10 protein-coding genes are annotated in these 12,085 nt (G+C 47.9%); all 10 read left to right on the forward strand.

Annotated features, from left to right (window positions below; genetic code table 11):
- Nucleotides 1-4: 4 nt before the first annotated feature.
- On the forward strand, nucleotides 5-958 hold the full coding sequence (locus ACIH2S_RS03285) for a DUF3150 domain-containing protein (RefSeq protein WP_000027441.1): 954 nt from the start codon (nucleotides 5-7) through the stop codon (nucleotides 956-958).
- Nucleotides 959-1,019: 61 nt separating this feature from the next.
- Nucleotides 1,020-1,460 carry a hypothetical protein gene (locus ACIH2S_RS03290; RefSeq protein ID WP_024023027.1) on the forward strand — a complete coding sequence of 147 codons (441 nt, stop codon included), beginning with the start codon at nucleotides 1,020-1,022 and terminating at the stop codon, nucleotides 1,458-1,460.
- Nucleotides 1,461-1,529: 69 nt separating this feature from the next.
- A complete protein-coding gene (locus ACIH2S_RS03295; RefSeq protein ID WP_053410252.1) occupies nucleotides 1,530-3,185 on the forward strand; it encodes a VWA domain-containing protein in 1,656 nt (551 codons plus the stop codon).
- A gap of 82 nt (nucleotides 3,186-3,267) precedes the next feature.
- Nucleotides 3,268-3,765, forward strand: a complete 498-nt coding sequence (gene radC / locus ACIH2S_RS03300) for a RadC family protein (RefSeq protein WP_000797298.1) — start codon at nucleotides 3,268-3,270, stop codon at nucleotides 3,763-3,765.
- Nucleotides 3,765-4,106 (forward strand): hypothetical protein, encoded by a 342-nt coding sequence (locus ACIH2S_RS03305; RefSeq protein ID WP_024023025.1) that lies wholly within the window; start codon nucleotides 3,765-3,767, stop codon nucleotides 4,104-4,106. The genes radC and ACIH2S_RS03305 overlap by 1 nt, the downstream gene beginning before the upstream one ends.
- Nucleotides 4,107-4,197: 91 nt before the next feature.
- On the forward strand, nucleotides 4,198-5,271 hold the full coding sequence (locus tag ACIH2S_RS03310; RefSeq protein WP_024023024.1) for a DUF7146 domain-containing protein: 1,074 nt from the start codon (nucleotides 4,198-4,200) through the stop codon (nucleotides 5,269-5,271).
- Between the two features lie 89 nt (nucleotides 5,272-5,360).
- Nucleotides 5,361-6,065, forward strand: coding sequence for a hypothetical protein (locus ACIH2S_RS03315; RefSeq protein ID WP_024023022.1), 705 nt, complete (start codon nucleotides 5,361-5,363; stop codon nucleotides 6,063-6,065).
- A gap of 92 nt (nucleotides 6,066-6,157) precedes the next feature.
- The gene (locus ACIH2S_RS03320; protein ID WP_053410251.1) at nucleotides 6,158-7,102 is read left to right on the forward strand and encodes a thioredoxin family protein; all 945 of its coding nucleotides are present in this window, start codon (nucleotides 6,158-6,160) and stop codon (nucleotides 7,100-7,102) included.
- A 2-nt stretch (nucleotides 7,103-7,104) separates the two neighbouring features.
- Nucleotides 7,105-8,493, forward strand: coding sequence for a conjugal transfer protein TraH (locus tag ACIH2S_RS03325; RefSeq protein WP_064497420.1), 1,389 nt, complete (start codon nucleotides 7,105-7,107; stop codon nucleotides 8,491-8,493).
- Between the two features lie 3 nt (nucleotides 8,494-8,496).
- On the forward strand, nucleotides 8,497-12,066 hold the full coding sequence (locus ACIH2S_RS03330) for a conjugal transfer protein TraG N-terminal domain-containing protein (RefSeq protein ID WP_064497034.1): 3,570 nt from the start codon (nucleotides 8,497-8,499) through the stop codon (nucleotides 12,064-12,066).
- The last annotated feature ends 19 nt before the right edge of the window (nucleotides 12,067-12,085 follow it).

The raw sequence follows: 12,085 nt of genomic DNA on the forward strand, positions 1-12,085 counted from the left end.
CACTATGAGTATTCAAACCCTCGACAAACTGTTGATTTGTCACATCGACTGTTCCATCTGGAGCGGTAGAAAAAAGCTAAGGCCTGAAGATTTCAGATTAGCCAATGGCAGCCAACTTCCACCGAAGGATGTTGCCAGCTTAGGGAGTAAAAAAATTTGCGACCCAGAGGCATTGGCGAACTTTGAAAGGCTTAAGAAAGAAGCGCAGCGCTTGTGTGAGCAAGTCGGTGTGCGGTTTTTAGGTGGCTATGCCGTCCCTGAAGACCGAATTGATCAGATTGTTCCAGAGCTTGACAGGATCGGTCAGGAGTTTGCGCAGTGCAAGCAGTTGTTCTTGGACAACTATGATCAGGTGACGTTTGACTGGGTTGCGAAACACCCGGAATTTGCAGATGCAATTCGGCGTGCGCTGTCACCCATCGAAGACGTGGAACAACGGCTTCAGTTCGATTATGCCATCTATCGAATGCAACCGGCTGAACAAGCTGGTGGCTTAGATGACAAGGTCAATGGCATGGGACACACCCTATTTAGGGAGGTGGCTCGTGATGCTAATGAACTGTTTGAGCGTTCCGTTGCAGGAAAGAATCAAATCAGTCAGCGTGCCCTTAATCCTCTCAAGCGATTAAGAGACAAGTTGGATGGTTTGTCATTCCTGGATCATCGAGTTCAGCCGATGGTTGAAGCGATGGACAATTTATTTGTTCGTCTGCCGAAGACCGGCCCTGTGACAGACAATCTCTATCACGAACTGATGGCGACCATTTTAATTTTGTCTGATCCAGACAAGATGAGAATGCACGGTGAAGGTCAATTGGATATCAGACAACTGATGCCCAAACCTGAACCTAAACCCGCACAGCCAGTATCTGCTCAGGCAGATAACTTACGTGCAATACCACAACCAACCGTCAGACCAAACCTTGGTTCGACTGTACCAAACTCATTTTATTTCTAACGTCCTTGAGGGCATGTTGCCCTTAAGGGCGCATGTCCTCTGAACTATGTAAGAGGAAATTATGCAATCAACCATCCATAACCCCAGCCAACTGAACCAGTTTGAACCGCATTTTCGTGGTGTGACTGATGCGGTTGAAAGTGAATCGATACCAGAAGTGGCGTGTTGTCGAACGTTAGTACAACGATCGTACTCAACACATAGTGTCGTGATCCCCAAGAACCCTGTATTGATCGCAGATGCGGACGGGCAAGGTGTTTGGGTAACGGCCATGGTGTTTGTTCCAAACATGGCATTGCAGCAAACCGCTCATGAGCGGGCCTGGCTGCAATATCAACACGAGGTGTCTACTCAGTTACAAGACCAGTATGGTCTGACATTGGATGACATCCTGAGTTTAGACCAGCTTAAAACGTCATTTGAGCAGCACGAGAGTACCGCTCAATTGGTGGCTTGGTTAGGTCAAAAATACGACCTGGTTAAGCTAAAAGCACAGGTTTAAACACTTACATTCCCAGCGGGGAAACGCTCCCGCTGAGGGAGTATTCCCCCTAATGATTAGGAGACTCCCATGAATCATCCATTAAAAAATGCACTGCCAATCGTTGCCGCCGCTTATGGCGAAAAGTTTGGTGTGAAGGTGCTTATTCAAGGACAAGATGCGTTTACCGATGGTGAGCGGATTGTGATCCCAACAGCAAACCCAGACGACCCACACTATCAACAAATAGCTTGGGGTTATCTGGCTCATGAAGCGGCGCATATTCGGCATACCAATTTTGACATGGTGAAGAAGGCGTCGTCTAAGCCGATCCGTAAGGCACTTCTCAATATTATTGAGGATGTGCGCATTGAAAACGAATTGGCAAAGGATTACCCCGGAACCCGGCGCAGTATTTCGCAAGTGATTGAGTACATGGTGGACACACAGCAAATGTGTGTACCTGAACAGCCTGAGCCTGCATCTAACTTGCAAGCCTGGTTGTTGTTTCGCTTGAGATGCCATTTTCTGGGCCAGAAAGCGCTGACGCCTTTGTATCAAGCTGTTGATGAAAGAGTGAGACAACTCTTTCCTGCCGCAGCGATGAGCCGGTTAAGCGCCATGCTGACAGCAGTGCCTAGCCTGGCATCTACAGGTGAAGTGCTGAAACTTGTCGATGCCATCGTTGCCATGTTGGAAGAAGAATCTCGTCCACCACAGGATGAGTCTGATGCTGATGGCGGTGATGACATTGGACAAGATGCGAGTAATGACAGCAATAGCAGTAGTGACAGTCAAACCCCGGAAACAAGTTCGTCTGCAACAGGGGATGCTGCTGAAACGAGTGATTCAGATAACTCTGATCAAGCTGATAATTTGCGACAAGCCTTAGAGGCCAGTGCCGCTCACTTTGAACCCGATACCTTTGCACAAGTGGCAGAAGTGTTGTCGGAACAAGCAGAAGGACATCAGGGCGTCACTCCACTCAGTTTGCCCCAAGCAGAGCAAGCTATGTTGGGTGATGAGGCTATCTTGACCTTATCGGCGTCTGAGTCGGCTCAAATTCGAGCCCGACTTAGGGGCATGGTTCAGTCCAGTCAGGACAATCGGAATCATGCCAAACGGTACGGTCTTCGAGTGGCAACTCATCGTCTTGCCGCTTCACAAGCAGGTGAGTCGAGATTGTTTATTCAAAGGCAGCCCCGCATTGCGCCTAATGCTGCTGTGCACTTGCTTGTCGATATATCGGGCTCAATGGGTAAGCCCATTGGCGAAGGTAATCGCAAGTATTTTCATGTTGCCAATGAAGCCGCTTTGGCTTTAGCCATGGCATTGGAAGGTATACCGGGTGTTGTACCTGCGGTCAGTTATTTTCCTGGTATTCATCAGGAAGTTTCTATCGCGTTATTGCCCAAGCAATCGGTTCGACATCGGGCCGCCTGTTTTGACCAAAAACCAAGAGGTTGTACGCCTATGGCACAAGCTATGTGGTTTGCGGCAAACAGTTTGTTGGCACAAAAACAGAAGCGAAAGCTAATGATAGTGCTAACGGATGGTGACCCAGATGATTGGGCTGCCACGCATGACATTGTTGACCGGTGCAGACGCAGTGGCTTTGAGCTGCTGGGGATCGGGATTCAAACACGCAGTGTTGAGAAATTCTTTCCTCGAAGCATCGTGATTAACGACGTCAAAGATCTGAAGCGTGAGTTATTCGAAGTAACACAACAACTGATAATTCAGTAACCACATCCATTTTACCACCCTGCGGGGACGATTCCGTCCCCGCCTGGGCATGGGTTCGTCTCCGTTTTTTTTGGAGACTCCTATGAAAAACAGAAAGTTCTTAGCTGGCGAAGAAGCCGGTACTTACATCGTTCCTGAGCAAGTGACTGAAGCGGATATCTTAGATATGGCGCTCAAGCTTGCCCGTGGTCGATTGAGTAAAGGTCGAAAAATTGAACAGCCATCGTCGGCGTTCTCATACCTGCAAACACTGATGCACGAGTATGAGCACGAAGTCTTTGGCGTACTGTTTCTTGATACAAAGCATCGCGTTATTCGATTTGAAGAGCTGTTCAAAGGCACTTTAGATGCAGCGAGCGTTTATCCAAGGGAAGTAACAAAACGAGCGCTAGAACTTAATGCGGCAGCAGTGATACTGGTTCATAACCATCCATCGGGTGATCCTGAACCCAGTGAAGCTGATAAACGCATCACTCATCGACTCCGTGACGCCTTGTCACTTGTTGATATTCGAACGCTTGACCATGTCGTGGTCGCATCCGAGGGCTGCGTTTCGCTTGCCGAACGCGGTTATCTTTAATGAATGGGCGCATTGCCCATTCTCCTTCATCACAAAAGCAGTCCTATCAACACACGTCATCACAGCTCGAATTTCTATTTGAGTTTGATGATGCCCCAGTCACTTGGTCTGACACGGAAATCTGGCAGTTACGCGAAGGCATTCTATTGGATGCGATCCGTGTATTGCTGGACGGTCGTGTCAGTACTCGATTGCGAAGGGATGTGTTGTCGTGGATTCAAAATGACGAATTAACGCCATTTTGCTTTCGTGTTTGCGCGATGGCTGCGGTTGTCGATCCTGATGTGCTTCGTGATTCCATCATGTGGCTATTAAGACGACATGGTATCCAGCTTGACTAACGTTCCTGCATTAACCAAACGGCTCAATGCAGGACCCAAGCTGACTTTTACCACCAGTGGTAGGAGTCGGCTTTTTACTTAAGGAGGTTATATGGCGTTACCTTTACAAATTGAAACAGTAAGGCCATATCTTAATGGCCAATGGCTTCAAGTATTAGCGGTATTGGTGCCAGAACTTGATGCCGCCATTGCTCGAAAGGGCCGTCATGTGGCTTGTCCTGTTCATGGCGGTCGTGATGGCTTTAGGCTATTCAAAGATGCTGAATATACCGGAGGTGGCGTTTGTAACACCTGCGGTATCTTTCATGATGGTTTTGAACTGTTGTCTTGGATTAATGGATGGAACTTTGCTCAGTCTATTGAAGCAATCGGCCAGGTTCTTGGTATTCAACCCGGACAAATACAAGCGCCTATTCGGCCAATACCGAGTAACGCAGTTGATTGGAAGGCTAGAAAGCAGGACGAGGACAAAGCGATTATCCATCGCTTGAATCAAACCTGGGGAGAAACGTTTTCTCTTGCAGATACTCGTGCGCAACCAGTTTGGAACTACATGCATCGTCGTGGCATTGTTACCCGGCTTCGTCCTGAATGGGATTCGGTGCTGAGGTATCATCCAAACTTGCCTTACCATGATGAAGATGGCTTGTTTATCGATAGCTACCCAGCGCTGCTAGGTAAAATCGTTACTCAGCAAGGGCGTTCGGCCACGTTTCATCGGATCTACCTAAGTGAAGATGGATTCAAAGCGCCGGTTGAAAAGCCTAAAAAGATGATGCCGATACCAAGTGACAGAACAATCACTGGTGGTGCCATTCCGATAGGTGAGCCTGGTGAGGTATTAGGTGTTTCTGAAGGCATCGAAACAGCTTTAGCGGTTACCAGAGCTACGGGACAGACATGTTGGTCGGTTGTGAATGCAACGCTACTGGCTAGGTTTGAACCACCAAGTAATGTGAAAATGCTGTACATCTGGGCAGATCACGATCTCTCTGAGACCGGCCTGAATGCAGCGAATGAACTCAAGAAAAAAGCCTGGCAAAAAGGCATTCTGACACAAGTTCTGATCCCTCCGATACCAACGTCACTTGGCGTGAAAAGTTGGGATTGGAATGATGTGCTGAATGTTTACGGAGCCATGGGCTTTCCGAAAGTTCATATCTGATCTAAGGGGCTTCGGCCCCTTTTTTTGCGCCTTGCATATTTGAAAAATCATGGAGAATGAAAAATAGATAACCAATAGGAGAAACAAACATGATGGTATTAACCCTGTTAACAAAGCAGATTGATGGTGAGTTTACGGTTTACTGGAAGACCGGCCTTCGAAGAGGTGGTGAACTAAAGGTCGATTTAGGTGAGCAATACGACAAGCTAACTGAGCAGCAAAAGCCAATTGCAGCTGAGCTCTATGCGATTCATCACCTACTGTCAGTGAAAGAGGTGATGGGGAGTAACCGAAGCGGTAATGGGCTTCAAATCCGGGTCAGTAAAGGAGCTATCAAAAAGTTACAGAAACAACGCTCAACTCAGCATTCACTTTACAGCCTGACTAGGTTTTTGCTCACTCGATACCAGGAAGCACAGATATCGGTAGAGAAACGGGAAGATTGGCTCTCATATTCCTTCGAAGAATACAGCGTCGATAATGCTACCGTGAGAGAAATCGATGAGGTCATCAACGTTCCGAACATTGGGCCTGTCGTGGTGACTCGTCATGCACTGGAAAGGTTTGTGGAACGGCTTTCAGGCGGTGTACCTAAGCATCCTTGGAAGGCTTTGTGCGCTAAATTGTGTAGCACAGAATTGGCAAAATCTTTATTGCCAGAATGTATAGCTTCAAAGAAAGCAAAAAAATATTTCGTACAGGCAGAGTTTTGGTGTCATGGGAGCTCTGGTATGCACTTTGTGATGGTGCCATCAGCCAAAGCACTTACGTTAGTAACAGTGTTTAATAGATAGTCAGAAACACACACGATTCCTTCATCTATCTGGCCAATCGCTCTTACGGGGATCTTTAGCATGTTAGCTCTGTGAAATTTCTGGAGCTGACAATGAGAACGCCTTTGTTACCTTGGTTCATCCTATGGGTGACCATCCCAATCATTATTTTCTTTCTATTCATCTTGCCCGCCTATGCTAGTGATGGGCAATTCTATCAGCGTGGTCAGGAAGGTTGGTTTTGGTATCAGGTCATTCCCGAGCCAGCCGAGTCTGAAGACCTAATGAAGCCGAAATCTGGTGTTGTGGAGCCCACTAAGGACGGGCTAAAGCCTTTCAGTGCTGCCTGGTTTCGTGAGCACATGCAGTCGTTCATGGACAAGGCAATTGATGAGCCGACGAATGAGAACGTCAGAGCCTATCTGTATCTCCAGCGCGTCATGATGGATAAGGGCTCACAGTTTGCTGATGTTAGTCAGCAGGTGGTCATGGGCGATCCTGTTTTGGATGAAATCAGTCGCAGACCCTTGGCGACCTATGCTGCCAATCGGATGGATCGAGAAGCTGGCACTCAACGTGATGTAGCTTTAGGTGAAGTAGCGAAGCGGGCTGGTTTGTTCTTTTTCTATCGTTCGGATTGCCCTTATTGCCATGCTCAAGCGCCTATCATCGAATCTATGGCCTTGAACTATGGGTTCGAGGTGTTTGCTATTGCTGTCGATGGCTTGCCTTTACCCGGTGGAGAGTTTCCCAATTACAAAGTCGATTCAGGACAAGCCCAATCCTTGTCCGTTACGACTGTCCCTGCCGTGTTCTTAGTTGACCCGCCTAACGTTATTACTCCGATTGGACAAGGCGCAATGAGCCTTGATGAGCTCAATAATCGAATCATTCTCGCAGCCCATCAAGCCGGTTGGATTGACGATCAAACTTACTATGCCACCAGACCTGTTCAACCCGGCGTGTCACTCGCGATGTCAGCCCAAGAGCTTAACGAAAAGATATTACAGGACCCTGAGTTCCTTGTTCGCTATCTGCGTGCACAAGGAGGGTTATAACAATGAAAAAAGTAATCCGAGTATCGCTAATCGCCTGTGCGATTGGTTTTTCATCTATGAGCCAAGCAAGCTTGCAACAGGAGATGAACCAGTTGTTTGGTTCAATGACCAACACCACTGCGCCTGGTGTATTCGAGAGTCAGCGGCGTGGCGTTATATCTGGAGGAAGCGTTGTTGTTCGTAACAGGATCATGAACGAGAACCTCGTCTCTATGGTGCCACCGTCATTCCAAGCCGGTTGTGGCGGCATTGATATGTTCGCGGGAAGTTTGTCATTTGTTAACGCGGATCAGTTTGTTCAATTACTTCGCTCTGTTGCTGCAAACGCCAAGGGGTATGCATTCCAATTGGCGCTCAGTGCTATGTGTGAGAAATGCTCTCAGCACATGGAGACACTGCAAAAGAAAATCCAGCAGTTGAACGAGTATTTTGGTAATTCCTGTCAAATGGCTCAGGGAGTCGTGAACGATACCCTGGCTGCTTTTGGTAAAAAGGGGCAAACAGAAGCCAGCATGTTGAGCTCACTTAAAGGGGCTGGGGACATTTTTACCAGTTGGAGTGAGTCCAATGGTAAGAACCCATATGAGAACGCTTCGAGTGTCGCGGCATCTGATGTAAACAGAACGATTAAAGGTAATTTGGTTTGGCGAGCACTGAAACGTCATTCGGCATCAAGCTGGTTTGCATCGGGGGATGACCGTTTTCTTGAAGCGGTTATGTCCGTGACGGGCTCGATCATCGTTGGTGATTTAGCGAATGCGGCTGATGGTCAAGGTAAAGCCCCGAAACTGACCAGACTGAATGGCAATAAAGTGACTATTGAACATCTAATTCATGGCGGTAACGTCGCTATGTACCGATGTGACACAGTGACGCAAGACGGTTGTCTGAACCCAATAATCACTAACGTGACTCTTACCGGGTTATCAACTCAGGTAGAAAATTTACTTCTTGGTACAGGTTCTAGTAACGGCATTATTTTTAAGTTTGCTCGAAATACAGGGGCTGCTAGCGCCACCGAAAAGGCTTTTATGACCTCGGCTCCTGCCAGCATTGGGGGCATGATTCGAACTCTTTCTGCATTAAATGAAGGGGCCGCTAGGTCGTTTGCTTCACGAGCGGCACCATTTATTGCTGTTGAGATGGCCCGAGCATTAGTTGAAGACATGCTCAATGCAGCTAGAAGTACCTCCGGTGTGGAAGATCATGCCTATGCGAAGTTATTAACGGAAGACCTTGAACGTGCACGTCGCCAAATCAATGAGGAGTACGCCGCGTTGCAGCGAAGATACGGCTCAGAGCAAGAGTTGCTGGCACATTTTAACCAGGTGATACAGACCATTCGCAAACAGCGTTATTACACCGTTAAATCTACGGCGCTGGGGGAATAGGTCATGTGGGAAATCTATTCCATCGGGGATTCGGCTTTTTTAGAGCAGGTCCTGAACGCTGTCGCGATGATCACTGGTACAGGCGATTTTACTTCAATGGTTCGCATTGGCTTGCTCATTGGGGTATTGATGGTCTCTGTCCAGGCCTTAATGCAAGGCGGTCGTGGGATTAACTTTCAACACGTTTTAGTCTCATGGCTAGTCTTTGCAACCATGTTTGGACCCAGTACCCGAGTGAGCATTGAGGATGCGTACACCGGACAAGTTCGAGTGGTTGATAATGTGCCCATCGGTGTTGCTGCCGCAGGTAGTACGATTTCGACTGTTGGCTTTCAAATCACGCGATTGTTTGAAACCGCCTTCTCAACTCCCGCGATGACGGAATACGGCTTTGCATCCAGTTTACAGTCACTGATTAAAGTGAGAAAACAGGTGATGGATCGCTCTGGGTTGGGTGATGCAAATCGTGTCGGCGGCTCGGACATCGAGCAATCGTGGTTTAACTACATCAAAGAGTGCACCTTGATTGGTATCGACATCGGCCAAAAGAACCTCGATCAGGTGCTGAGTGATCCTAACCCGATGACAGCGATTAGGTTTGATTCGCGCATTTATGGCACTCGAATCATGCTCAGTGGTAGCAGTAGCGATCTGGACTGCACCGATGCCTATAGCCAACTGAAACTCATGACAGAATCAACCTTCATTCCAAGGCTTAAACAGGTTCTGTCAGCCTCATTGGGGACTTCGTCAGCAACGGACACTGATGACGTGATCCGAAATGCACTGAATAACCTTGGTTTGGCTTCGGTTAACACCCAAGAGTATATGACCGCGTCAGTGCTTTTGCCTATTTATGAGCAAAGCGTGACGGGCAAGTATATGGATGATCAAGCTTTCACCGCAGCCGTTATGGTTAACCAAGCGATTGAGCAGCGTAATACGCAATGGGCGGCGGAGCAGACCCTGTTCCAGAGTATCGTTCGTCCGATGATGACGTTTTTTGAGGGGTTCATTTACGCCATCACCCCATTGATGGCCTTTGTGATAGCCCTTGGCCAAATCGGGATGCGAATGGCTGGGAAGTACTTGTTAATCCTGCTTTGGATTCAACTTTGGATGCCTGTCATGGCCATCATTAACCTGTATATTCATTTAACCGTTGCAGGGAAAATGTCTGCTCTTGATGCCTTTGCAGGTACAGAAGTGCCATCTTTTGCTGGGATGATGCAGATGGATTCAGTGCTGCAAACCTGGATAGCTACTGGCGGCATGTTGGCGTCGAGTGTTCCGGCGATTTCGCTCATGCTCGTTTATGGCTCAGCAATAACCGCTACCCACTTGGCTGGGCGTCTACAAAACGGTGATGCCATTGATGAAAAGCTGGCAAGTCCAGATGTCGCGAAAAATGCCCCGGTAATGCAATCACAGTCAATGTTCCAAAATTCAGCCCTCACTGGTTCTGCTATGACCGGCGCGTCAAACCTACTAAGCAGTTTCTCTGTCGGAAACGCAGTGGGTTCAATGGTCGGCTCTGCAAAAGAATCCATGACTCAGGCAACTCAAGCCTTTAGCCGTCAGGTTGGCAATACCATGAGTCGAACCTTTGGTGAAAAGCTAAGTTACGACAACCTTTCTTCGGTTGGACGTCAGATTGGTTCTTCTAACTCCGCATCTAGCGCCGTTGTTAATCAGGTTACTGATGACCTGCAAACTCGGTATGGTTTTGGAGACGATAAAAAAGATGCTGTACGTGGCTTGGTATCGGGCGTGCTATCGGGAGGCCTAAGGGTCGGTGGCGATGGAACCATTACTAATCCCGGTGAGAAAGAAGTTGCTGATAAGGGCTTTCTTGGAAGGCTTCTTGGTACTGGCGGCAATGATTCTCCACAGGGCAACTTGCCAGGAGTCGATAAGCCAGACTCATCTCGTGTACCAAAACTATCAAGGGTACGAGCAGGGCTGGATTTAGGTGGTAACTTTAGTGGCCAAGTTGAGTCGTCAGAAGGCAGTTCTCGATCTACGACCGCAAATACGCTCACTGGGGAGATGCAAAGCTTGGCATTAAGTGATTCACGACGTGCTGAGTATCGCGATGCGATGGTTAAGGACCTTTCAGATTCAAGACGTTCTGGCGTTGAAATGTCGTTGTCTAACCAAGACTATCAGTCACTTCAGAGTTCAGCACAAGACGTTGTCACGGCATCAAATCGCTTTAGTGAGCTTGATCAGGCCAGCTACAGTCTATCAGGACAAAGAAATACTGATGGTGCGACGTTAACCCGATTAGCGGCGGACAATCCTGAAGTCATGGATTATTTAGGTCGCTATATGAACCAGCATGTTGAAGCAGGTAACCGTTTACGTGAAAACCTTCCAATGTATCAGCGCTTGCTACCTGATGATAATCAGGCGTATGTAGCGGCAGCTATGGAGTCTTTAACCTATAGCAACTCTTCAACGCCCGCTGAACGCGACAATGATTATCAAGCTGCAATGACGGTTATGGCCATGGCTACCGGAGCCGATTTACGATCAATTCAGCCGCGCTCAAATGAAGGCTTGTCATCAACTGCACCTACTTTTGGTGGTACTCAAAGCCAAGTTGAATCGGGTGTATTGGGCGGCTACGAGGATGCAGCAACAGTTCAAACTCAGTTCAACGCAGCTCAATCGGCTTACCAAACCAATCTGTCTGGTATAGATGGACAGTTGAATGCGCATCAGCAGCAAGCTCAGCAGGCCGTAGCTACTGACACAAGTACCTATCAATCTGGACTAAACAGTGAAGCTGGATCTCAGTGGCGATCACGCATTATGGCTGATGATAGCGGAGTTTCTGGTGCTGAAATGTTCTTCAACAGCGCCAGTGCTATTGGTGATTTCAGTGGCAAGCATACTGATGCAGCTCTGCATACCTTGAATCACTTTGGCGAAGACTATGAGAGTTACAAAGAACAAGCGCTTGAAGATCCTGGCTCACGAGGTTTCTTGCACAACGCAACGGTGGCCAGCAAATCAACCTGGGATGGGTTAAAAGCCGCCGTTGATGCCGGAACCTCTTTGGAAAATCCATTGACGGCGTTTAATGATGCATACAGTGGATCGAGTTCGCAGTATGCCTCCGAAGTAAACTGGGGCACTAAGTCTGAAGCCATGTTGGCGGGGGCATTTGGTGCGGCAGTTAACAATCGATATGGTGAGTTCTTAGAACAGTATGCCGATGATTTCAAACAGGAAGCATACAGCGAAGGGCAGAGAATGGGATTGACCCCGATTCAAAGTCAAGTGTTCGCTCAAGCTTTCAATGAAGGTTTGGCGGGACGCGTATTCAACTCTGAAGACTCATCGAGTTGGTCGCCTGAAATGCTAGGTCTAAGGGAGCAAATGCTAAATGAGTATCGTCAAAAGGATGAGAGTGGCGCTTACATCCCTGACAGTGTGTCTGAAGAAGATAAAGCATTTGTGGATAAGCAGATAGCGGTGATCTCAAATGCATCGCTTGCGGGAGATTATGCTCAGAACAACTTGATCGATATTAGGGCTTATAACCAGGCATCAGGAAGGAACTGAAAATAGAAGGTAGCCAGCT

It is taken from the genome of Providencia lanzhouensis (assembly GCF_050469745.1).
Classification (GTDB): domain Bacteria; phylum Pseudomonadota; class Gammaproteobacteria; order Enterobacterales; family Enterobacteriaceae; genus Providencia; species Providencia lanzhouensis.

What these genes read in the sequence shown, in the direction of transcription:
- ACIH2S_RS03285 (WP_000027441.1), top strand. Translation starts at nt 5, where the DNA reads ATGAGTATTCAAACCCTCGACAAACTGTTGATTTGTCACATCGACTGT.
- ACIH2S_RS03290 (WP_024023027.1), top strand. Translation starts at nt 1,020, where the DNA reads ATGCAATCAACCATCCATAACCCCAGCCAACTGAACCAGTTTGAACCG.
- ACIH2S_RS03295 (WP_053410252.1), top strand. Translation starts at nt 1,530, where the DNA reads ATGAATCATCCATTAAAAAATGCACTGCCAATCGTTGCCGCCGCTTAT.
- radC (WP_000797298.1), top strand. Translation starts at nt 3,268, where the DNA reads ATGAAAAACAGAAAGTTCTTAGCTGGCGAAGAAGCCGGTACTTACATC.
- ACIH2S_RS03305 (WP_024023025.1), top strand. Translation starts at nt 3,765, where the DNA reads ATGAATGGGCGCATTGCCCATTCTCCTTCATCACAAAAGCAGTCCTAT.
- ACIH2S_RS03310 (WP_024023024.1), top strand. Translation starts at nt 4,198, where the DNA reads ATGGCGTTACCTTTACAAATTGAAACAGTAAGGCCATATCTTAATGGC.
- ACIH2S_RS03315 (WP_024023022.1), top strand. Translation starts at nt 5,361, where the DNA reads ATGATGGTATTAACCCTGTTAACAAAGCAGATTGATGGTGAGTTTACG.
- ACIH2S_RS03320 (WP_053410251.1), top strand. Translation starts at nt 6,158, where the DNA reads ATGAGAACGCCTTTGTTACCTTGGTTCATCCTATGGGTGACCATCCCA.
- ACIH2S_RS03325 (WP_064497420.1), top strand. Translation starts at nt 7,105, where the DNA reads ATGAAAAAAGTAATCCGAGTATCGCTAATCGCCTGTGCGATTGGTTTT.
- ACIH2S_RS03330 (WP_064497034.1), top strand. Translation starts at nt 8,497, where the DNA reads ATGTGGGAAATCTATTCCATCGGGGATTCGGCTTTTTTAGAGCAGGTC.